This is a genomic window from Erythrobacter sp. A6_0, from assembly GCF_017744235.1.
Lineage (GTDB): Bacteria > Pseudomonadota > Alphaproteobacteria > Sphingomonadales > Sphingomonadaceae > Qipengyuania.
Window position 1 is genome coordinate 80,647 of sequence record NZ_JAGHQR010000001.1, and the last position, 21,417, is coordinate 102,063.

At 64.3% G+C, this 21,417-nt stretch carries 26 protein-coding genes; 14 read left to right on the forward strand and 12 right to left on the reverse strand.

Features of this window, described 5'->3' with window-relative positions; genetic code table 11:
• The first annotated feature begins 74 nt into the window (after window positions 1-74).
• Window positions 75-2,510 carry a S8 family peptidase gene (locus J7347_RS00505; protein WP_245173745.1) on the forward strand — a complete coding sequence of 812 codons (2,436 nt, stop codon included), beginning with the start codon at window positions 75-77 and terminating at the stop codon, window positions 2,508-2,510.
• 18 nt (window positions 2,511-2,528) lie between these two features.
• Here J7347_RS00505 and J7347_RS00510 read toward each other — a convergent pair whose 3' ends face one another.
• From J7347_RS00510 to J7347_RS00525, 4 genes are all read right to left on the reverse strand, one after another.
• Complete coding sequence (locus J7347_RS00510) at window positions 2,529-3,623, reverse strand: phosphotransferase family protein (protein ID WP_209160373.1); 1,095 nt, start codon at window positions 3,621-3,623, stop codon at window positions 2,529-2,531.
• The gene (locus J7347_RS00515) at window positions 3,623-4,711 is read right to left on the reverse strand and encodes a Zn-dependent alcohol dehydrogenase (protein WP_209160375.1); all 1,089 of its coding nucleotides are present in this window, start codon (window positions 4,709-4,711) and stop codon (window positions 3,623-3,625) included. The genes J7347_RS00510 and J7347_RS00515 overlap by 1 nt, the downstream gene beginning before the upstream one ends.
• Entirely contained in the window at window positions 4,711-6,063 is a 1,353-nt protein-coding gene (locus J7347_RS00520) for an acyl-CoA dehydrogenase family protein (RefSeq protein ID WP_209160377.1), read from the reverse strand. Before J7347_RS00520 ends, J7347_RS00515 begins: the two co-directional genes overlap by 1 nt.
• A 96-nt stretch (window positions 6,064-6,159) precedes the next feature.
• On the reverse strand, window positions 6,160-7,599 hold the full coding sequence (locus J7347_RS00525; RefSeq protein WP_082851215.1) for an MFS transporter: 1,440 nt from the start codon (window positions 7,597-7,599) through the stop codon (window positions 6,160-6,162).
• Between the two features lie 217 nt (window positions 7,600-7,816).
• On the opposite strand from J7347_RS00525, the gene J7347_RS00530 reads away from it, so the two are divergent.
• From J7347_RS00530 to J7347_RS00540, 3 genes are all read left to right on the forward strand, one after another.
• On the forward strand, window positions 7,817-8,995 hold the full coding sequence (locus J7347_RS00530; protein ID WP_067677748.1) for an acyl-CoA dehydrogenase family protein: 1,179 nt from the start codon (window positions 7,817-7,819) through the stop codon (window positions 8,993-8,995).
• A gap of 113 nt (window positions 8,996-9,108) precedes the next feature.
• Entirely contained in the window at window positions 9,109-10,248 is a 1,140-nt protein-coding gene (locus tag J7347_RS00535) for an acyl-CoA dehydrogenase family protein (protein WP_209160379.1), read from the forward strand.
• Between the two features lie 37 nt (window positions 10,249-10,285).
• Window positions 10,286-11,092, forward strand: a complete 807-nt coding sequence (locus tag J7347_RS00540; RefSeq protein ID WP_067677742.1) for an SDR family oxidoreductase — start codon at window positions 10,286-10,288, stop codon at window positions 11,090-11,092.
• A gap of 42 nt (window positions 11,093-11,134) precedes the next feature.
• On the opposite strand, the gene J7347_RS00545 is transcribed toward J7347_RS00540, so the two are convergent.
• The 8 genes from J7347_RS00545 to J7347_RS00580 all read right to left on the reverse strand — a co-directional run bounded on the left by J7347_RS00545 (window position 11,135) and on the right by J7347_RS00580 (window position 15,751).
• Window positions 11,135-11,503, reverse strand: a complete 369-nt coding sequence (locus J7347_RS00545) for a JAB domain-containing protein (RefSeq protein ID WP_209160381.1) — start codon at window positions 11,501-11,503, stop codon at window positions 11,135-11,137.
• Between the two features lie 212 nt (window positions 11,504-11,715).
• The gene (locus J7347_RS00550) at window positions 11,716-12,126 is read right to left on the reverse strand and encodes a hypothetical protein (RefSeq protein WP_209160383.1); all 411 of its coding nucleotides are present in this window, start codon (window positions 12,124-12,126) and stop codon (window positions 11,716-11,718) included.
• Window positions 12,127-12,182: 56 nt separating this feature from the next.
• Complete coding sequence (locus J7347_RS00555; RefSeq protein ID WP_067677734.1) at window positions 12,183-12,509, reverse strand: hypothetical protein; 327 nt, start codon at window positions 12,507-12,509, stop codon at window positions 12,183-12,185.
• A 45-nt stretch (window positions 12,510-12,554) separates the two neighbouring features.
• Entirely contained in the window at window positions 12,555-13,064 is a 510-nt protein-coding gene (locus tag J7347_RS00560) for a helix-turn-helix transcriptional regulator (RefSeq protein ID WP_209160385.1), read from the reverse strand.
• 202 nt (window positions 13,065-13,266) lie between these two features.
• Complete coding sequence (locus J7347_RS13215) at window positions 13,267-13,728, reverse strand: DUF4019 domain-containing protein (RefSeq protein WP_245173746.1); 462 nt, start codon at window positions 13,726-13,728, stop codon at window positions 13,267-13,269.
• Window positions 13,729-14,062: 334 nt separating this feature from the next.
• On the reverse strand, window positions 14,063-14,725 hold the full coding sequence (gmk, locus tag J7347_RS00570) for a guanylate kinase (RefSeq protein ID WP_209160389.1): 663 nt from the start codon (window positions 14,723-14,725) through the stop codon (window positions 14,063-14,065).
• 74 nt (window positions 14,726-14,799) lie between these two features.
• Complete coding sequence (locus J7347_RS00575; RefSeq protein ID WP_209160391.1) at window positions 14,800-15,213, reverse strand: hypothetical protein; 414 nt, start codon at window positions 15,211-15,213, stop codon at window positions 14,800-14,802.
• A gap of 34 nt (window positions 15,214-15,247) precedes the next feature.
• Window positions 15,248-15,751 (reverse strand): ClpXP protease specificity-enhancing factor SspB, encoded by a 504-nt coding sequence (locus tag J7347_RS00580; RefSeq protein WP_067677718.1) that lies wholly within the window; start codon window positions 15,749-15,751, stop codon window positions 15,248-15,250.
• Window positions 15,752-15,832: 81 nt separating this feature from the next.
• On the opposite strand from J7347_RS00580, the gene hisB reads away from it, so the two are divergent.
• The 10 genes from hisB (at window position 15,833) to J7347_RS00630 (ending at window position 21,410) form a co-directional block, all read left to right on the forward strand.
• Entirely contained in the window at window positions 15,833-16,426 is a 594-nt protein-coding gene (gene hisB, locus J7347_RS00585) for an imidazoleglycerol-phosphate dehydratase HisB (protein WP_067677715.1), read from the forward strand.
• A 143-nt stretch (window positions 16,427-16,569) separates the two neighbouring features.
• A complete protein-coding gene (hisH, locus tag J7347_RS00590) occupies window positions 16,570-17,196 on the forward strand; it encodes an imidazole glycerol phosphate synthase subunit HisH (RefSeq protein WP_209160393.1) in 627 nt (208 codons plus the stop codon).
• Window positions 17,197-17,200: 4 nt separating this feature from the next.
• Window positions 17,201-17,941, forward strand: coding sequence for a 1-(5-phosphoribosyl)-5-[(5-phosphoribosylamino)methylideneamino]imidazole-4-carboxamide isomerase (hisA, locus tag J7347_RS00595; protein WP_209160395.1), 741 nt, complete (start codon window positions 17,201-17,203; stop codon window positions 17,939-17,941).
• 7 nt (window positions 17,942-17,948) lie between these two features.
• Window positions 17,949-18,707: an imidazole glycerol phosphate synthase subunit HisF gene (gene hisF, locus J7347_RS00600; protein WP_209160397.1), complete on the forward strand. Its 759-nt coding sequence runs from the start codon at window positions 17,949-17,951 to the stop codon at window positions 18,705-18,707.
• A gap of 90 nt (window positions 18,708-18,797) precedes the next feature.
• Window positions 18,798-18,971, forward strand: coding sequence for a hypothetical protein (locus J7347_RS00605; protein ID WP_209160399.1), 174 nt, complete (start codon window positions 18,798-18,800; stop codon window positions 18,969-18,971).
• A 58-nt stretch (window positions 18,972-19,029) separates the two neighbouring features.
• The gene (locus J7347_RS00610) at window positions 19,030-19,344 is read left to right on the forward strand and encodes a phosphoribosyl-ATP diphosphatase (RefSeq protein WP_067677702.1); all 315 of its coding nucleotides are present in this window, start codon (window positions 19,030-19,032) and stop codon (window positions 19,342-19,344) included.
• On the forward strand, window positions 19,344-19,724 hold the full coding sequence (locus tag J7347_RS00615) for a histidine triad nucleotide-binding protein (RefSeq protein ID WP_209160401.1): 381 nt from the start codon (window positions 19,344-19,346) through the stop codon (window positions 19,722-19,724). Before J7347_RS00610 ends, J7347_RS00615 begins: the two co-directional genes overlap by 1 nt.
• A gap of 88 nt (window positions 19,725-19,812) precedes the next feature.
• Window positions 19,813-20,265: a YbgC/FadM family acyl-CoA thioesterase gene (locus J7347_RS00620; RefSeq protein ID WP_067677696.1), complete on the forward strand. Its 453-nt coding sequence runs from the start codon at window positions 19,813-19,815 to the stop codon at window positions 20,263-20,265.
• Entirely contained in the window at window positions 20,266-20,964 is a 699-nt protein-coding gene (gene tolQ / locus J7347_RS00625) for a protein TolQ (protein WP_209160403.1), read from the forward strand.
• A complete protein-coding gene (locus J7347_RS00630; protein ID WP_067677690.1) occupies window positions 20,964-21,410 on the forward strand; it encodes an ExbD/TolR family protein in 447 nt (148 codons plus the stop codon). Before tolQ ends, J7347_RS00630 begins: the two co-directional genes overlap by 1 nt.
• Window positions 21,411-21,417 lie beyond the last annotated feature (7 nt).

Genomic DNA, 21,417 nt, shown 5'->3' on the forward strand with positions numbered 1-21,417 from the left:
AAGCGCAGGGCGAAACAGCGTTAACAATCGCGACATCAGCTTGGTGTATGAAAGGCGGACGAAGAGGGTTCGCCATGGCATCGAGAAACACCGTTCGCAATTATCGCCTCATGCTGCGCAGCGGCGCGGCGTCGGGGGCGCTCGCCCTGCTGGCCGCCTGCGGGGGAGGGGGCGGAGGAGGCCCCGTCATCAGCACGCCCGCGCCGCAACCGGCTCCCGCACCGACACCTACGCCCACTCCGGCGCCTGCCCCCGCACCGACTCCGGCACCTACACCTACGCCTACGCCATCCTCGTTCGACACGGCGGAATTTCGCATGTCGGACGGGCCCGAACAGCATAAGGCGGTCAGCGCCTGGCAGCGCGGCGCAACCGGATCGGGCCGGACCATCGCGGTCATCGATACCGGCATCGATCTCGATAGTCCCGAATTTGCGGGCCGCATCCATCCCGATTCCCGCGATGTCGCAGGCAGCCGCAGCGTGGATGGCGAGGACGATCACGGTACGAACGTTTCCCTCGTTGCCGCGGCGGCGCGCAACAATCAGGGCATTCTCGGTATCGCGTTCGACGCGCGGGTTTTGGCCTTGCGTGCGGACAGGCCGGGTTCGTGCGGCAGCGACACGCCCGAGAACACCAATCTGACCTGCAGCTTCGGCGATGGCGATATTGCGCGCGGGATCGATCAGGCGGTCAGCTCGGGCGCGACGGTCATCAATCTCAGCCTTGGCGGAGGTGCTGCCGGACAGGCGACACTCGCCGCAGTGCGCCGCGCGGCAAGCGCTGGCGTGGTCATCGTCGTTGCCGCCGGCAATGGCGGCGACGGTAGCAAGGCCGATATCGATCCCAATCAACCGACACCGTTCGCGAGCAACATCCGCGACGCGGGCGGTGCCAATGTCATCATCGTCGGCTCGGTCGACGAGGGATCGCAGATTTCGAGCTTCAGCCAGCGGGCCGGAGCCCAGGCCAATTTCTTCCTGACGGCGCGCGGAGAACGGATCTGCTGCGTCTACGAAAACGGTCAAATCTTCGTCGGAACGGACGAGAGGGGCAGTTTCCGCCTGCTGTTTTCGGGCACCAGCTTCGCCGCGCCGCAAGTGTCCGGAGCCGTCGCCCTGATGGCTCAGGCCTTTCCCAATCTTACCGGCGCGCAGATCGTGCAGATCCTGCTCGAAACGGCGCGCGATCTCGGTGAGACGGGCATCGATACGACCTATGGGCGCGGCGTGCTCGACATCGCGGCGGCCTTCGCGCCGCGCGGTGCGACCACCGTGGCGGGCAGCACCAGCGTGATGCGGATCGGCGAGACGTCGGTGATCGGTTCCGCTCCGATGGGCGATGCGTCGGCGGGATCGCAGGGCCTGTCCGGTATCCTGCTCGACGAGTACAAACGCGCATACGAATACGATCTCACGAACGGATCGCGAGGCGCGGTGCCGGAATACCGCCTCCACAATGCGCTTGGAGGTGGACAGCGCCAGATCGGCGGCGGCAGCGATGCGCTTTCGCTGGGCTTCACCGTTGGCGATGCGCGGTTCGCGGCGCAGACCACGGCCGAAGGCGCGATGGCGCGCCAGATGCAACTCACGACGCACGAAGCCGACGGGGCGGAGGTGCTGGCCGCACGGATGATCGCGCGCATCGCGCCCGACATGAAGATCGGCTTCGCGATGCGCGAGGGCGCATTCGGGCTCGCCAGCCGGATGCAGGCACAGGATCGCCCGGCTTTCCTCATTGCAAGCGATGCGGGCGGCGATGTCGGCTTCGCGCGCAGCACCGATGCGAGCGTGGCCGTAAGGCGAGAGTTCGGCAGTCTCGGCCTCACCGCCAGCGCCGAAAGCGGCGAGGCCTGGATCGGCAATCGCCGCCAGGGCGAAGATGTGTTCAGAGGCGTGCGTGACCGGCGCAAGACGCACAGTTTCGCGCTCGCCGCCGATCGCCGCTTCGGCGCGCTCGATACCACGCTCGGCCTGTCCTGGTTGCAGGAGGAGGAGACGATCCTCGGCGCCTATCTGGCGCAGGGTTTCGGTGCGGGCGGGGCGGATACGCTGTTTGTCGATGCATCCGGCCGGTGGGATATCGCACGCGGCTGGGCACTGGGTGCCGCCTATCGCCATGGCTTCAGTCGCGCCGATGCGAGCGGACTTATTTCGAGCGGATCGCGTTTCGAAAGCCAGGCTTGGTCGCTCGATCTGACGCGCGCGGGCGTGTTCGGAAATGCGGATACGCTCGGTTTCAGAGTGTCGCAGCCGCTGCGCGTCACGCGCGGCGGGATCGATCTGACGCTGCCTGTGAGCTACGATTATGCAAGCGAGACCGCCGGCTTTGCCACGCGCCGCCTCTCGCTTGCGCCATCCGGCCGTGAGACCGTGGGCGAGATCGCGTGGCGCGGTCCGCTGGCAAAGGGCTGGGCCTCGGCCAGTCTCTATTACCGCACCGATCCGGGGCATTACGCACAGGCACCAGCAGATGCGGGCGGGGCGGTGACGTGGAGCCGCGGCTTTTAGTCGGCCGCGGCGTCCAGATCAGGCAGGCATCCCCGCATCCAGCGCGAACTGGTGGGCGCGCTGGACCAGCGGGACCACGCGCTCGCTCATCGCCTTGGCGTGCGCGGAACTGGCCGTGCCGTCGATCACGCGCTTCTTGATGCCCTGCATAATCCCGGCGAGCCGGAACAAATTATAGGCGAAATACCAGTCCATCGGCGGGACCGGATAGCCGGTGCGTGCGACATAGCGTTCGACTGCCTCGTCCTGCGACGGGATGCCCAGCTCATCGAGGTCGAGCCCGAGCAGCCCCGCGCGGCCATCCGCCGGATTGTGCCAGTTGAGCATGAGATAGGCGAAATCCGCGACCGGATCGCCGAGTGTGGAAAGCTCCCAATCGAGCACGGCGAGGACGCGATTGGCGTCCTTTTCGAAGATCAGATTGTCGAGCCGGTAATCGCCGTGGACGACCGAGCTTTCGTGCTGCGGCGGGATCGTCTCGGGCAGCCATTCGATCAGCCGGTCCATTTCCGGAATCGTTTCGGTTTCGGACAGGCGGTACTGCTTGGTCCAGCGCGCGATCTGGCGGGCGCAGTAATCCTGCGGTTTGCCGAAATCGTCCATGCCGATCTTTGCCGGGTCCGTCGTGTGGAGATCGGCCATCGTATCGATCATCGCGTGATAGATCGCGCGGCGATCCTCCTTCGCGATGCCGGGGAGCGCCCCGTTCCACAGGGACCGCCCATCGGCGAGCCCCATGACGAAGAACATCGATCCGATGACGTCCGTATCCTCGCAAAGGCCGTAGGTCTTCGGCACCGGAAACCCCGTCGGCCCCAGCGCCGACATCGCCTTGTATTCGCGGTCAACCGCATGCGCGCTCGGCAGCAATTTACCGAAGGGCTGGCGGCGCAGGACGTAGCTGCGGTTAGGGGTGTCGATCCGATAGGTTGGATTGGACTGGCCGCCCTTGAACTTCGAATAGGATATCGGCCCTTCGAAGCCTTCGACATTGGTCTCGAACCATGTCGTCAGCCGGTCGAGGTCGAGCGTGTCGGTATCCGGCACTGCGACCGTGCCGACCATCTCCTTGTCGAAATCGATCGCCTCCGTGGTGTTCGCCGTGTCCGCCATCAGTCGAACACCACCACACTGCGGGCGGAATGGCCATCGCGCATCGTATCGAAGCCTTTGTTGATGTCTTCCAGCGGAATACGCTCGGCAATGATGGTGTCGAGATCGAGCAAGCCGCGCATGTAGAAATCGACGAGGCGGGGCAGATCGACCGGAAAGTGGTTCATCCCCATGATCGCGCCCTGAAGCTTCTTGCCCGAAAGCAGATCCATCGCGCCAAGGCCGACCTTGCAGTCCAGCGGCATCATGCCGAGGATCGTGGCCGTGCCGCCGCGGCGCAGCAGCTTGACCGCGAGCTTGGCCGAGGCGTCGCGCCCCACCGCCTCGATCGCGTGATGGACGCCGCCGCCGGTGATCTTCATCACCTGTTCGACCGCATCTTCCGCCATCGCGTCCACCGTGTGCGTGGCGCCGAGCGCTTCGGCGAGATCGCGTTTCTCCTTCAGCGGATCGATCGCAATCACCTTGCCCGCGCCCGCGATTTTGGCCGCGTTGACCACGGCAAGGCCGACCCCGCCGCAGCCGACGACCGCGACCGCTTCGCCCGGCACGACCGAGCAGGCGTTGAACACCGCGCCCGCACCCGTCGTCACCGCGCAGCCGATGATGGCGGCGCGATCCAGCGGCATGTCCTTGTCGATGGCGACGCAGGCGTGTTCGTGGATCAGCATCTGTTCGCAGAAGGCCGAAAGGTTCAGCATCTGCGCGACAGGGGCGCTGCCGTCGGCGCGCATGATGCGGGGATCGGCGGTCTGCGGGCGGCGGGTATCCGCCCCCATGCACAGCGCCATCCGTCCGGTGACGCAAAATTCGCAATGGCCGCAAAAGGCGGAAAGGCAGGTGACGACGTGATCGCCCGGCTTCACCGTCTTCACTTCGGACCCGACCGCGCGCACCACGCCCGCCGCCTCGTGCCCCGGAATGGCTGGCATGGGGTGGGGGTAGGTGCCGTCGATGAAGTGGAGGTCCGAATGGCACAGGCCACACGCCTTGGTGTCGATCAGGACCTCGTGCGGCAGCGGATCGGCGAGTTTTACCTCGCCGATCGTGAGGCTGCCGGTCTGTTCGAGAATTGCGGCCTTTGCCATCAGCGCGAAGCTCCTACGTCACCGCTGCTCATGCCTGCGCTGGCTCCGGCGCTTCCCGCGCTTGCGGAATGAGCGTTGCCGCCCCGCAGCGCGTTCGACCCCGGCCCTTCATTGGGCGCGTGCTTGGCGAATTCCATTCGCGCGATGGAGCGGGCGTGGACCTCGTCCGGACCGTCCGCCAGGCGCAGCGTGCGCTGGTGGGCATAGGCGTTCGCGAGCCCGTAATCGTTGGACACGCCGCCACCGCCATGGGCCTGGATCGCATCATCGATGATCTTGAGCGCCATGTTGGGCGCCTGCACCTTGATCATCGCGATTTCCTGCTTGGCGGACTTGTTGCCGACCTTGTCCATCATGTCCGCCGCCTTGAGGCAGAGGAGGCGCGTCATGTCGATGTCGATCCGGGCGCGTGCCACGCGCTCTTCCCAAACCGAATGCTTGTAGATCGGTTTGCCGAACGCTTCGCGCTCCTGAAGACGGCGGCACATCTTTTCGAGCGATTCCTCGGCGACGCCGATGGTGCGCATGCAGTGGTGGATACGGCCCGGGCCGAGGCGGCCCTGCGCGATCTCGAAGCCGCGCCCTTCGCCCAGCAGCATGTTCGAGGCGGGCACGCGCACGTCCTTCAGTTCGACTTCCATGTGGCCGTGCGGCGCATCGTCATACCCAAACACGGGCAGATGGCGCAGCACCGTCACGCCTTCGGCATCGAGCGGCATCAGGATCATGGATTGCTGCGCGTGGCGCTGAGCGGAAAAGTCCGTCTTGCCCATCACGATCGCGACCTTGCAGCGCGGATCGCCTACGCCGGAGGACCACCATTTGCGGCCGTTGATGACGTATTCGTCACCATCCTTTTCGATCCGCGTCTCGATATTGGTGGCGTCCGAGCTGGCGGTATAGGGCTCGGTCATCAGGAAGGCGGAACGGATTTCGCCATTCATCAGCGGATTCAGCCACTGGTCCTTCTGCTCGCGCGTGCCATAGCGATGGAAGACTTCCATATTGCCGGTGTCGGGCGCGGAGCAGTTGAAGACTTCGCTGGCGAAGCCGATGCGGCCCATTTCTTCCGCGCACATGGCGTATTCGAGATTGGTGAGGCCGGGGCCTTCGAATTCGAAGCTTTCATCGACATGATGATGGCTGTCGTTGCGCGGCGGCATGAAGAGGTTCCAGAGGCCTTGTGCCTTGGCCTTGGCCTTCAGCTCCTCGACCACCGGGATCACCTTCCAGCGTTCCCCTTCCGCATCCTGTTCGAGATAGGTCGGCACGGCGGAGCGGATGTGATCGGCGATGAAGCTTTTCACGCGATCGCGCCAATAGGCCTGCCGTTCGGTGGGTTCGAAATCCATGTCTGAAGGTCCTCTCTCTCGTCTCGTTCAATCGGTTCGCGGCGCGAAACTGGCAGAGCAAAATAGCCGCGCCAACCCCTATTCGCCGCGCAATATTCAGGGTGGGGTGATCTGTGCGTCGCGATCGGCGCGTGCCGTAGCGTCGAGCGCGGCAAGCCTCGCTTCATGTTCGGCACGCGTAATCGGAAACCGAGCCAGCCAGAACGCCGCAATGGCCGCCAGAGCCGCCGAAAGCCCGCCGAACAGCAGCACCATCGTCGCGATGACGTCGCTCGCGATGGCCCCCTGAACGGCATCGTTGGGCAGGTCGGACAAAGCGATGACCTGACCGGTCACGAGGATGCCCGCGCCGGTTGCACATTTCTGGACGAACCAATTGCCGGAATAAAAAGTCGCTTCCGCCCGGCGTCCGGTTCGCTCTTCGAAGGCCTCTACTATTTCCGCAATCATCGAACTGGCCGAAATCAGCGCGACGATCCCGAACGCGTTCGCGACCAGGATAAAGGCGTAGAAGCCAGCGGTGGAGGCGATGCCGCCGACCTGCGGCCATGCTCCCAGCAGGAACAAGACATATGGCGCGAAGCCCAATGCGAAGGACCCCAGCATACCGATCGCCGCCGATTTCGGTTTGCCCCAGCGGGCATGCATCGGGCCGACGATGAAGAACATCAGCACAACGCTCGCGAACAAAACCACGGGATAAAGGATCAGGGCCAGACGATCGAACTGCCATACGAACAGGTTCAGATAATTGCTGATCGAGAAGGTCATGCCCTGCGAGACATAGGCCGCGAGCGCGCCTGCCGCGAAGATCAGGAAGGCACGCTCTCGAAACGCTTCTGCGATCTCGGCGAAGGCCAGCCGCAACGCAAAGGGCGCGGGCTTTGTCTCGGGCAGATGGGCGACAAGACGGTGCTGGCCGATTGCCGAACCGACCACCGAGACAAAGATGAGACACGCCCCGAAGATGCCGAACAGGCTGTAGCCGCCGGGCTCCAACATCCCTTCGGGGCCGGGCATAAAGACCGTGTAGGCAAGGAACATCATCGCGATCCCGCCGACCCAGCCGAACAAATAACGATAACGGAATAGCGTGGTGCGCTCGTCGTAATCCTGCGTAATCTCGGGCAGCAGGCTGACAGAGGGCACCTCGCAGGCGGACAACAGGACGCGCACGACGATCGCGATGCCGAGCAATTCCCAGAAAGTGGGCGGGCCGTCGGTCGCCGGGTTCCAGAGCACTGCCCATGCCAAGGCCAAAGGCAACGCGGCGGCATAGAGCCAGGGGAGGCGGCGGCCCCAGCGCGTGTAGGTGCGATCGGACAGATAGCCGAGGATCGGATCGATAACCGCATCGACCAGCAGCGCGCAGGCGAGCGCCGCACTGACGAGCGCCGCATTCATCCCCAGAACCTGATTGTAGAAGATCAGCAGGAAGAAACTGAACCCGCTATCTTTCACGCCGAAGGCGACCGCACCGAACCCATGCACGATCTTGAGGCGCTGCGGCAGCGGGCCGGTGGTGAACGCCGTCAAGACGACACCCCGGAACCGCGACGAATTCGCGCATTGGTGGCCATTTCTCGCTCCTCTTTCCCGGTTTCGAGCCTAGGCTTGCAGCCACCGGCGTCAATCGAAACCGCTCGACGCTACGGCATGGCGGCTCGGCGCGATGGCCCTTGCGGAAGGGGTGCGAATCGACTTAACGTTTACGTCAACACGAAGAGTCGAAAACGAGAGAGAGGCCCCAAAAATGTCCGATCCGGAAAGCTTCCGCGCCGAAGTGCGCGACTGGCTCGAAGCCAATTGCCCGCCCGAAATGCGCCAGCCCGTGCGGGACGAGGAAGACGTCTATTGGGGCGGCCGCAACGCCAGCTTCAAAAACGATGCGCAGAAGGCATGGTTCGAAGCGTGTCGCGACAAGGGTTACACCGTGCCCGAATGGCCCAAGGAATATGGCGGCGCGGGCCTGACGCCTGCGGAAGGCAAGATCCTGCGCCAGGAAATGGCCAGCATCGGGGCACGCCCGCCGCTGTCGAGCTTCGGCATCTGGATGCTCGGCCCGGCGCTGCTCCATTTCGGGACCGAAGGGCAGAAGCGGCGCTTCCTCAACGAAATCGCGCGGGGCGAAATCCGCTGGTGCCAGGGCTATTCCGAGCCGGGCAGCGGGTCGGACCTCGTCTCGATGCAGACCTATGGCGAAGACAAGGGCGATCATTGGATCGTCAACGGCCAGAAGATCTGGACCAGCTATGCCGACGAGGCGGACTGGATCTTCTGCCTGGTCCGCACCGACAAGCAGAACAAGTATCAGGGCATCACCTTCATGCTTTTCGACATGGCGAATGAGGGCGTTTCGACCAAGCCGATCAAGCTGATCAGCGGCAACAGCCCGTTCTGCGAAACCTTTATGGACGATGTGAAGGTGCCGAAAAGCTATGGCGAGGACATCCCCGGCTATGTCGGCGAGATCAATCGCGGCTGGGACGTCGCCAAATATCTGCTCGGCCACGAGCGTGAGATGATCTCGGCGACGGGCGGCGGCGATCGCGCCTCCTCGCTCGGTGCGGCGACCAGCCGTCAGGGCGAACTCGATCCGGTGCTGCGCGCGGAGATGGCGATGTTCGATGTCGATGCGCTGTCTTTCACCGCGATGAGCGAGAAGTTCATGGACGAGCTCAAGGTCAATAAGGGCCATCCCGCACAGCCGAACATGCTCAAATATGCCGGGACCGAGCTCAACAAGCGTCGTCACGAATTGCTGATGGCGGCAGGCGGCAGCCGCGCTCTCGAATGGGAGAGCGAGGAGACGAGCGGCGGCAAGACTGCCCGCAGCTGGCTTCGCACCAAGGCGAACAGCATCGAAGGCGGCACCAGCGAAGTGATGCTGAACGTCATTTCGAAGCGCATCCTCGACCTGCCGGGGGCCTGAGACTTCTTTCCAATCGCGCCGCCCCGGCGAAAGCCGGGGCGTTGTCGGCATCGTCCGACATGCCCGCACCCGATCCCGGCCTGCACCGGGATGACGATATAAAAGGCTGAATTATGCCCCTTTATCACGACGAAGATCAGGCGATGCTCGCCGAAACCGCCGAACAGTTCATGGCCGAACAGGGCGGCATTCAGAAACAGCTGCGCCACTGGCGCGATCGCAATTGCAAGGACGGTTTCGGCCACGAATTGTGGAAGCAGTTCGCCGAAATGGGCTTTACCGGCATTCTGGTGGGCGAAGATTACGGCGGGCTCGACATGGGCCATGTCGAAGCCGGCATCGTGCTTGAAGAGATCGGCCGCAATCTGACGCCGTCGCCCTTCCTGTCCTCTTCCGTACTCGCTGCAACGGCACTGCAACACGGTAGCGCCGACGTCAAAACCCGCTGGCTGCCCGACATGGTCGCTGGCGAAAAGGTCTATGCCGTCGCCATCGACGAAGGGGCCAAGCACCGCCCCGAACGGATCGCCTGCAAGGCCGAAAAATCGGGCAACGGGTTCCGCCTGTCGGGCAAGAAGGATTTCGTGGTCTATGGCGCCAGCGCCGAGATGATCGTAGTCGCCGCCCGCACGTCCGGCAACGATAGCGACGAAGACGGCGTGACGCTGTTTGCCGTTCCGCAGGACGCCAGCGGCATGAGCCATGACAGCGTGCGTCTGGTCGACAGCTCGATGGCGAGCCACATCACGTTCGATGGTGTCGAACTGGATGGCGATGCGGTGATCGGCGAGGTCGATGGCGGGCGTTCGGTCCTGAACGCCATGCTCACCGCCGGTCGCGTCGGCGCGGCTGCCGAAGGCGTCGGCGTGGCGCGCGGGGCGATGGACATGACCGTCGATTATCTGAAGCAGCGCAAGCAGTTCGGCAAATTGATCGGCGAGTTCCAGGCGCTTCAGCACCGGGCCGCGCATCTCTATTCCGAAGTCGAAATCGCCCGCGCGGTGACGATCAAGGCGGCGCAGCTGCTCGACGGCGACAGCGAAAAGGCCGAGCTGATGGCCAGCGTCGCCAAGGCCAAGGTGGCAAAGGCGGCAGGCCTCGCAGTGCGCGAAGGCGTGCAGATGCATGGCGGCATCGGCATGACCGACGAATACGATATCGGCCTTTATATGAAGCGCGACCGCGCGCTGCAGGAGTTCCTCGGCGACCAGTATTACCACGCCAACCGCGTGGCGGAACTGAGCGGATACTAAGAGACAGGCCCCGCCCGACGGGGCAAGGAGACAAGACATGACCCTCGAAGACCTATTCAGCCTCAAGGGGCGCGTCGCGCTCGTGACCGGCGGGAGCCGCGGGATCGGCCGCATGATCGTCGAAGGCTTCCTCGCCGCCGGTATCGACCGCGTCTACATCACCGCGCGCAAGGGCGGCGAATTGCATGAAACGGCCGAGGAACTGGGCGACCGGGTCGTCCCGATCCAGGGCGACATCTCGACCATGGAAGGCATTGAGGAACTGGTTTCCGAGCTGTCCGGCAAGGAAGACAAGCTCGATATCCTCGTCAACAATGCCGGGGCCGCCTGGGGTGCGGACTATACCGATTTCCCCGAAGCGGGCTGGGACAAGGTGATGGACCTGAACGTCAAGACGCCGTTCTTCCTGACCCAAAAGCTTCACACGCTCCTCACCGCCGCCGCCAGCGCGGATCGGCCAGCCAAGGTCATCAACATCACCTCGGTCGATGGGCAGCGCGTCAATCCGTGGGAAACCTACAGCTACCAGGCTTCGAAGGCCGCGCTGATCCATCTGACCCGGCGCATGGCCGCGCGTTTGGTGGACGATCACATCTACGTGACCAGCCTTGCTCCCGGCGCCTTCCCGTCGAACATGAACAAGGTCGCGCGCGACATGGAAGAGGAAAGCGCCAAGCGCATTCCGAACAAGCGCGTGGGCGACAAGTTCGATATGGGCGGCACCGCGGTCTACCTCGCCAGCCGGGCGGGCGACTACACGATCGGCGAAACGGTCACCGTGGATGGCGGCATCGTCAACGCCCATCTGCCGACCCATTTCGCGGATCCGGCTGCCGGACGCTGATCGAGAACTGCAACGGGCCGGGACGATCCCGGCCCGTTTCATTCAGACGATAAACTTGCGCGCCCGCATGCTGGTGATGGCGTCCTTGCCGATGATCAAATGATCCTCCAGCGCGATCCCCAGGCTGGCGGCGAACTGGTTCAACCGTCTGGTGCTGGCGATATCGCTGTCGCTCGGCTCGGCCGAGCCGGACGGATGGTTGTGCGCCAGCACCATCCGCCGCGCATCGCGGGATAGCGCCTTGGTGAAAATCTGCCGCAGCGACAGGCGCAGGCCGGTGTGATTCCCTTCCGCCACCAATTCGTGCGCCAGCATGCGACCGTGGGTATCGGCGAAGATGGCGACCATCCGTTCGGTGTGCATGTCGCGCATGGCCAGCAGCAGCCCATCGGGTATAGAAATCCCGGTCATAGGTCGTCTCCTCGAAATGGGTGCCTGCTTGCGACTGCGGCGAAGGAGAGTGCGGGCGCGAACCGTCGCTGCGGCCCAGCCATCCGCCGTCGCGCCGCCACCGTCCGGTGGTTGGCCCGTATCGGGCCGCAAAGCGCTCACCGATCCGTAGGGAGCAAGCAGCTTGCGCGCAGCGGAAGCGGGATCGGGATGCTTGCCCCGAAGCCGAAAGATCAATTCGGCGAGGCGATCCGTTCCCTGCGGGCGTGCAAGTACGTTCCCAGACCCGTAATAACCGTCGCGATCATAAAGGGCCATCGCTCCATAATTGCGTAAACGAGAGGCGGTATCTCCGCGTGGACGATCCGCAGCAGATGGGCGAGAACGGAAAGGAGCAGAACGGACCCTACCCATAGAGGCCACCATCGATCGGCGCGAAGAGCGATCGCGAGAACGATTGCGAATGCCACGACATCGATCGCAACTCGGAACCATGGAATACCGTCATATTGGGTCCAGTGCCCTCGGATGAGCGCTTGGCCGATGACGGCGGCCAACATTCCAAAAAGTACGATGGCAACATGGCGCTCAGGTCTCCCTCCCTTTTTCAGGGCAAAAAAGACGACGAGGAACACAATGGTCACTTGGATAGCAAATCGTACCATCTCGGAACGCTGGATGATCCCGCCGCCGAAAGCAATCAGGCGACTTGCGACGCGCTCGCGGTCGTAAAGATTTCCTGGTCGGGGCAAGTCGGTTCGTCGGGTGCGTTCACCACACGCGACACGTCACGCAGCTGTCCATGGACGCGCAGCGTATCGCCCTGGGCGGACACGAGGCCTTCGACCATCTTGCTCATCCGCTGCATCGCGGCCTGCGTCTTGGCTACGGGTGCGGCCACATCGCGCTGCGCGATGGCGGCGGTGTGCATCAGGCCGAGCGCTTCGATCAGCGCGTTCGAAACGGCGCTTTCGGTCGATTTCATCTGGCGCACGAGGCGTGCGGTGGCGGAATGGCTATCGAGCATGCTGGGTCTCCCAAAGGCGGTTGAAGCGCCGGGGAGCAGGCCAGCCTAACTGAGCAGATCGATCAGAACATTGCCCGAAGCAGCGACCAGCACGAAAGCCGCCGCCACCAGGAACGCTCCGGCCACGACGAACAGTAAACGTCCGCCAACACCCAGATCGGAAGGTTTGACACCCCGGTGCAGCCATCCGGTCTGGCGATCCCATTCGGAAGTCCGCTCGAAGATGAGAGCGTCGTCGAACGGGAGCGTTTCGCCCTCCGGCTGCGGTTCCAGTGATGCCGTGTCGGGAGAGGGGTGGGTGAGGGGGGATCGATCACCGGTGATCGGTTCACCGGTCCGATCGCTCCATGCGCGGTAGTCGCGCACGATCTGGCTGCGCGGCCGGGCGTCGAGCCGACCTCGCACCGCATCGATGCGCTTGTCGACCGAATGCGGCGAGATATCGAGTTCGCGGGCGATTTCCTTGGACGTGAGGCCATCGGCAGCAAGCGCCATGGCCTGGCGTTGCTTCGCAGTGAGCGTTTCGAAGACAGAGGCTGTGGCTGCGTCGATCATCGGCGCAAGCCTAGGTTCGAATCGCGACACGCGCAAACGGGATGGGCGCATCGGGCCGGACCAAGGGGGTTCCTACCAAGTTTTAATCCGCTGGGTACTTGCCACGAGGCGGGGCCGGATTCCCAGGGCAGGTGGGCTCCATAAGCACTGCGAGCCGCAGACGGAATGTCCGCGGCCCGCATTCTCGTATCGGAGGAAAGCCTCAGCGGATGAAATAGCCCACCACGCTCCAGCGGCCGTTTTCCTTGTGCATCACCACAGTCTCGACGCGCTCGGGCGAGGCGGAATAGGCGGTATCGAAAGAAATCATGCGATAATCGCCGGCCGGCGCGCCGGGCAGGTCGGTACGGGCTTCGATCGATTTTTCCGTCCGGCTGACGAGCGACCCGAGCGGTTCGCGGATCGGTGCGACCTGCGCCGCCCAGCCATCGGCGGTCACGGCCTGTTTGAACATCGATCCCGCTTCCGACCAGCTTTCGGTATATTCGCCCGCATCGATCAGGCGCACCCAATTGCGGGCGGCTTCGGTGGCGACGGCGTTTTCCTGAACGAGGTTTTCCATTGTCTCTTCTCCCTTTTCGGAGGCGACCTGACCGGGCGCGATGGGATCGGACGGGGTACCGGCGGTAAAAGCGAGAGTTGCGGCGATAAGGGCGGCTAGCATTGCGAAAGCTCCTATGATCCAGGGGCGATAGGATCGCGGCCCCGGGGTTGCTGATGGCTTCGCATGATCGCCGAGCGGTGCGGAACCGCCCATCCCGGTTTGTTCGGGTGCGGTTTTTTGGGGGGCGGCGCTCTCCTCGTCCCCCAAGATTCGTGCGGCCTCCCGGCTGCTCGACACCCCTAATTTCTTGCGGGCTTCGCGCAGGTAATCGTTGATCGTGTGGACCGACAGGTCGAGCTCGGACGCGGCGGACTTGGCAGTGTGGCCTGCGAGGAGGAGGCGCAAAACCTCCCTTTCGCGCTCGGTCAGATCTTGGACCCCCTCCGCCACCGGATCAGCTCATCAATTCGCGCACGAAGGGGATGAGGCCGGTCTGCCGCTGGCGCTTCATCCGCTCGGCATGGAGGATTTCGCGCACCTTGGCGAAGCAGGCTTCGACATCGTCATTGATGACGACATAGTCGTAGGCGTCCCAGTGGCTGATTTCGCTGCGCGCGCGGTCCATGCGCGCGTCGATCGTATCGGCATCATCCGTCGCGCGGCCTTCCAGCCGACTGCGCAGTTCGGCGATGCTGGGGGGAAGGATGAAGACGCGCACCACATCCTGCTGGTCTTTCTGATAAAGCTGCTGGGTGCCCTGCCAGTCGATGTCGAACAGGAAATCCTGCCCGTCCTTCAGCGCGTTGCGAATCCTGCCCTTGGGCGTGCCATAGCGGTTACCGAAGACGGGGGCCCATTCGTAGAAATCGTCCTCTTCGATCATCGCGTCGAATTCGGCATCGCTGACGAAGTGGTAGTGGACGCCCTCGATCTCGCCGGGGCGTGGACGGCGCGTCGTCACGCTGACCGAAAGGCGGATTTCCTCATCCGCGTCCAGCAGCATGCGGCTGATCGTCGTCTTGCCCGCCCCGCTTGGGGAGGACAGGATAAACATCAAGCCACGGCGATGGAGATTGGTGTCGGCGTCGGACGAGGGGGTGGGAGAAGATTCGGCCATGCGAGCCTATGGGACGGCCCGTGCCTGCGAATCAAGTCCGCAGCCTATCGATCGGGTGACACGCCTGCCGGCTATCAGTCCTCGCCGCGCGCCTGTTCGATCAGTTCACGATCGCCTTCGCGGCGCTGTCCGCCACGGCTCTTGCGGCGATCGTAAAGGGTTTTGACCAGCGCTCCGCCGCCCACGATCATCGCGCCGGGCAGGTTCTTCGTCGCGAGCTTGGCGAGGCCGAAGCTGACGAGCGACTGGCCCAGCGTCTTGTTCTGCACGATATTCTTCGCGACATCCTTGCCGTAGCGGCCCCGCAGGATGCCTTTTTCGATCGCGCGGCGGGCGACATAGGACCCGGCGCGGATCACCACGTCGGCCATCATGAGATTGGTTGCGGGATTGTCGGTCGGGCCGGGCATGCCGTCGGTCCGGCCCGGCGTTTTGGTCCGCGCCTTCGCAACTGCTCTCGCGCCGTAAGTGCTGACGTGTTTTACCATAGTACTGCCCCTGTCCGGCGCAGCGATGGTGCGCCTATTTCTTGCGGCCGAAATCGACCGTGACGACGTTCGATCCGTCTTCGCTTTTCTCAACGAGCGGCGCATCGCCCTGTTCCGCGCCATCGTTTTCCGGATCTTCGGTCTCGGTCGGGTCCATATCCTCGACCGTCGCCTGGAACTGCAGGCCGAAATCGACTGCCGGATCCACAAATTGGGTGATCGCGGCATAGGGAATCACCAGTTCGGCGGGAATCTGGTTGAAGCTGAGGCCCACGCTGAAATGGTCCTCTTCCACCTTCAGATCCCAGAACTTGTTCTGGAGCACGATCGTCATCTCGTCGGGGAAACGTTCGCGCAGGGACGGCGGAACGCTGACACCCGCAGCATGCGTCTTGAACGTGATGTAGAAGTGGTGGGCCCCGGGCAATTCGCTGCCCCCGGCGACGATTTCGCCGAGGACGCGGCCGACCACGGCGCGCAGGGCTTCCTGCACGATGGCGTCATAGGGGATCAGGCTGTCGGGCGTTTCGTCGCTCATGGCCCGCTAGGTGGAGCGGCCTCGCGCGCCGGTCAAGCCGGAATGCTTGCGAAGCCGTGCACAGCTTCTATAGCGCGCCCCATGCGCACCGGCCGGATAGAGCGGAACACCGCGGAAACGAAAATCCTCGTCGAGGTCGATCTCGACGGGACGGGCAGTTACGACATCGCGACGGGGATCGGCTTTCTCGACCATATGGTCGAACAGTTCAGCCGCCATTCGCTGATCGACGTGACGTTGAAAGTGGATGGCGATCTCCATGTCGACCAGCACCATACGACCGAGGACAGCGCGCTGGCGCTGGGCCAGGCGCTCAGTCAGGCACTGGGCGACAAGGGTGGGATCGCGCGGTACGGCACGGCCTATTCGCCCATGGACGAGACGCTGGCGCGCGTGGCGCTCGATATTTCGGGCCGTCCGTGGCTGGTCTGGAAAGCCGGTTTCACCCAGACCAAACTGGGCGAGTGGGATACCGAGCTGATCGAACACTGGTTCCACTCGGTCGCGCAGACGGCAGGCATCACGCTGCATTGCGAGTTGATCTACGGCAGCAACAATCACCATATCTGCGAAGCGATGTACAAGGGCTTCGCGCGCGCCATGCGCCAGGCGGTCGAAATCGATCCGCGCAAAGGCGGCGCGATTCCGAGCACGAAGGGCCAGCTCGGTGGGTAATTTCCAGACATCGGCTGCGCAGCAGCCGCAAGGCCGGAAGCGCAGTCTAAGACGCAGCTGGCCGAAGGCCACCTGCAGGGCCGCCCGCAGCGCCGGAAGGCGCGAGGATTTCGCGCGCCCGGAGGGGCGTGCGGAGACGAAAAATGGCTGAAAGCGTCGCGCTCGTCGATTACGGCGCGGGCAATCTCCATTCGGTCGAGAATGCGCTGCGCAAGGTCGGGGCGGAGGTGACCGTCACCGCCGATCCGGACGTTTTGCGCAGCGCCGACCGGATCGTTCTTCCCGGCGTCGGTTCGTTCAGGGCCTGCGCGGAGGGATTGCGGGCGCAGACTGGCGCTGTCGAGGCGATGACGGAGCGGGTCCGGGTCGGCGGCGCGCCGTTCCTGGGAATCTGTGTCGGCATGCAATTGCTCGCGACGCGCGGGCTCGAACATGGGACCACGCCCGGCCTCGACTGGATCGCGGGCGAAGTGCGCGCGATCGAACCGATCGATGCAAGCGTAAAGGTGCCGCATATGGGCTGGAACGACGTTGCGCTGACCCCGCATGCCCAAAACGATCCGGTGATCGAGACGGGCGAGGCCTATTTCCTCCATTCCTACCATTTCCACGCGGATAACGGGCGCGACGTGATCGCCATGACCGATCATGGCGGCGGTCTCGTCGCGGCGGTCGGGCGGGACAATCTGCTCGGCGTCCAGTTCCATCCCGAAAAGAGCCAGGCCTACGGGCTGGCATTGCTCGAAAGGTTTCTCGCATGGCGGCCCTGACCCGATGATCGTCTTTCCTGCCATCGATCTGAAGAACGGCCAGGTGGTGCGCCTCGCCGAAGGCGATATGGATCGCGCGACCGTCTATGGCGACGATCCCGCCGCGCAGGCGCTGCTGTTTGCCGAGGCGGGAGCCGGGCACTTGCATGTGGTCGATCTCGACGGAGCCTTCGCGGGCGAGAGCCGCAATCGCGCGGCGGTGGAGCGGATCGTCGAGGCGTTTCCCGGCCATGTCCAATTGGGCGGAGGCATTCGCAAACCCGCCGATGTCGAGGGCTGGTTCGCGCTTGGCGTATCGCGACTGGTGATCGGATCGGCGGCCCTGAAAGACCCGCAATTCGTCAAGGACATGGCAAAGGAATGGGAGAACGGCATCGTCGTCGCAGTCGATGCGCGCGACGGGATGGTGGCGACCGAGGGCTGGGCGGAAGTGTCCGACGTGCCCGTCCATGACATGGCCCGCCGGTTCGAGGATGCGGGGGTCGCCTCGCTGCTGTTCACCGATATCGGGCGCGACGGGCTGCTGAAGGGCTGCAATATCGACGCCACGCTCGACCTTGCGCGCCGCACCGATATGCCGGTGATCGCAAGCGGCGGAGTGAAGGGGCTGGACGATATCCATGTCCTGTCGTTGCACGCTCACGAGGGGATCGAGGGCGTAATCACCGGGCGGGCGCTGTATGACGGGCGGCTGGATCTAGGAGCGGCGCTGGCGATGGCCCGGCGAGAGGCAGGACGCGGGTGACGGGCCGATGACCGTCCGCGTCCGCGTGATCCCCTGCCTCGACGTGGCGAATGGCCGCGTGGTCAAGGGCGTCAATTTCGTCGACTTGAAGGATGCGGGCGACCCGGTCGAGCAGGCGCAGGCCTACGATGCGGCGGGCGCCGACGAATTGTGCTTCCTCGATATTTCCGCCAGCCACGAAGGGCGCGGGACGCTGCTCGACATCGTCCGGCGCACTGCCGCGGTCTGCTTCATGCCGCTGACCGTGGGTGGCGGCGTGCGCAGCGCCGAGGATGCGCGCGCGCTGCTGCTGGCAGGCGCGGACAAGGTCGCTGTCAACAGCGCGGCGGTCGAACGGCCCGAACTGGTCGCCGAGATCGCCCAGCGTTTCGGCAGCCAGTGCGTCGTGGCGAGCGTGGATGCCCGCCGGTCGGGAGATGGGTGGGAGATCTTCACCCATGGCGGGCGCCGCGCGACCGGGATCGATGCGGTCGAACACGCCGTGCGGCTCGCCGAACTGGGCGCGGGCGAATTGCTGGTGACCTCCATGGACGGCGACGGGACGAAAGCGGGCTACGACCTCGCTCTGACGCGTACCATCGCCGATGCCGTGCGCGTACCGGTGATCGCCAGCGGCGGCGTCGGCACGCTCGATCATCTCGTCAAAGGGGTGACCGAGGGGCATGCGAGCGCCGTGCTCGCCGCTTCGATCTTCCATTTCGGCCAGCATTCGATTGCCGAGGCGCACGATGCCCTGCGCGCCGCGGGCCTGCCGGTGCGCGTCTAGGGGCCGCAAACAGCCTACCGAAGCCGTCTCTCCAAGGGACAGCGCGTGCGCGATGCGCTTGTGCCCGATGTCCTATGTTAAAGGCCGCCCATGACGAATCACCTTGCCGCTTTCGCTTCCCAGGTCGCGGACTTGCCGTTCGTGCATGCCATGTCGCATGCCGTCGGCGAGCCGAGCGCGCTTGCCGTGTTCCTGACAGCTTGCGGTGCGCTGGTGGCCGGGCGCCTGATCGGTATCCGCTCGGGCACGCCGAGCGAGGATTGAGGCGACATCCGCGCGCGATGTTGATTTCGAAACCATCGCGCCGCATGGATGCGCGGCCATGGAAACTCTCGCTCGCCTAGAAGCCACGATCGCCGACCGCCGCCGTGCGGACCCCGACACCAGCTATGTCGCCAGCCTCGCGGCGCGCGGCCTGCCGGTGATCGCGCGCAAATTCGGCGAGGAAGCGGTCGAGGCGGTCGTCGCCGCGTTGGCGCAAGACCGCGAGGAACTGGTCGGTGAAGCGGCCGACGTGCTGTTCCACCTGCTGGTCATGCTGGCGGAAAAGAACGTGACCTTGACCGAAGTGATGGCCGAACTCGATCGCCGCGAAGGCGTTTCCGGGCTCGAGGAAAAAGCGAACAGGAGCCGTTGATGCCGATCAATGCGACCCAGCCCTATGACGACGACAATGTCTTCGCCAAGATCCTGCGCGGCGAGATCCCTTCGACCAAGGCCTATGAGGACGATTGGGCCTACGCTTTCGAGGATATCAACGCGCAGGCCGAAATCCATACGCTGATCGTGCCCAAGGGGCGCTATGTCAGCTGGGACGATTTTTCGGCCCGCGCTTCCGACGAAGAAATCGCGGGCTTCGTCCGCGCCGTGGGCACGGTGGCGCGGCAGAAGGGGCTGGTCGAGCCGGGCTATCGCCTGCTTGCGAATATCGGGGCGCATGGCGGGCAGGAAGTGCCGCATCTCCACGTCCACCTTTTCGGCGGCGAACCGCTGGGGCCGATGATCGCACGGCGCTAGGCCCTTCGTTTCGGGAGCCCGTCGTCCCGCACCAACGCTTCGTCGGTTTCGATTGCCGGGGGAGTCCGGTCTCGGCTAACGCGCCGCAATGGCTCGACCTTCCTTTCCCGATGGCACGATAGACGGCGCGTCGCATTTCTATGCGGTGCGCGTCTATTACGAGGATACGGATCTTTCGGGCATCACCTACCATGCCAATTACCTGCGCTGGTTCGAACGGGCTCGGTCGGACCTGTTGCGGCGCCTTGATATCGACCAGCGCGCCGCGATCGAGGCGGGGGTGGGGGCCTACGCCGTTTCCGAAGTGCGTCTGAAATATCTGCGCCCCGCTAAGCTCGACGATGACGTCATGATCGAAACGCGCTGCACCGAAATGCGCGCGGCGAGCTGCCGGATGCACCAGACTGCGCGCCGCGGCGACGAAGTGCTGGCGGAAGCGGAATTGCGGGTCGGCTTCGTCGCGCCCGATGGCCGCCCGCGCCGCCAGCCCGAAGAATGGCGCGACGCCTTTGCCCGTTTTATGGAAAACTCAGGACCGTAAATGACCACTATTTCCCTTCTTGCTGCCGCAGGGCCGACCCGGCTCGATCCGGTGGAACTGTTTCTTGACGCCGATATCGTCGTCCAGCTCGTTATGGCCGGGCTGCTGCTCGCCAGCATCTGGGTGTGGATGATCATCGTCGGCTTCGGCCTCAGGATGGGGCGGCTGAATGGGCAGACCAAATCCTACGAGGAGGATTTCTGGCAGGCGGAGAATTTCGACCGCTTCATGTCCGAACGCGGGCGCAAGGATCTGCCGCCCGCACGCGTCGCCAATGCGGGCGTCGCCGAATGGCGCCGTTCGACGCGCGACGGCGTAAAGGATCGCGACGGCGTGCGGCAGCGGCTTGCCTCGGCGATGGAAAGCCAGGTCGCGAACGAGGCGGACATTCTGGCGGACCGGCTGAACTTCCTCGCCACGGTCGGGTCGGTCGCGCCCTTCGTGGGCCTGTTCGGGACGGTCTGGGGCATCATGAACAGCTTCTTCCAGATCGGCGCGCAGGAAAACTCCTCGCTGGCCGTGGTGGCGCCGGGTATTTCCGAAGCGCTCTTCGCCACCGCGATCGGGCTCTTCGCCGCCATCCCGGCGGTGATCGCCTATAACCGCTTCAGCCATTCGGTGAATCGCTACGAAGCGCGGCTGACGCGCTTTTCCGACCGCCTGCACTCCAGCTTCAGCCGCCAACTGGAGCTTAAATAATGGCGATGTCGCTCGGCTCGTCCTCCAGCCGGAGGCGGCGCGGCGGCTCGCGGCGCGCGCCCATGGCGGAGATCAACGTCACGCCCTTCGTCGACGTGATGCTGGTGCTGCTGATCATCTTCATGGTGACCGCGCCGCTGCTGAATTCGGGCGTCCCGCTCGACCTTCCCGACAGCCGCGCCAACGCCATGGATAACGAGGCGCAGTCGATCACGATCAGCCTGGATGCTGAGGGCAACGCCTTTATCGACGATACGCCCGTGCCTGCCGGCGGCTTCGCCGAGGCGCTCGAAGGAATTGACCAGAGCGCAGACGGTCCCGATGTCGTGCTGCGCGCCGATCGTGCGCTCGATTACGGCCGCGTTATGGCGATCATGGGCGAACTGAACCGCGCGGGGCTTAACCGCATCTCGCTGGTCACCGGTCGTTCATCGGACGCGCCATAGCCGCGTG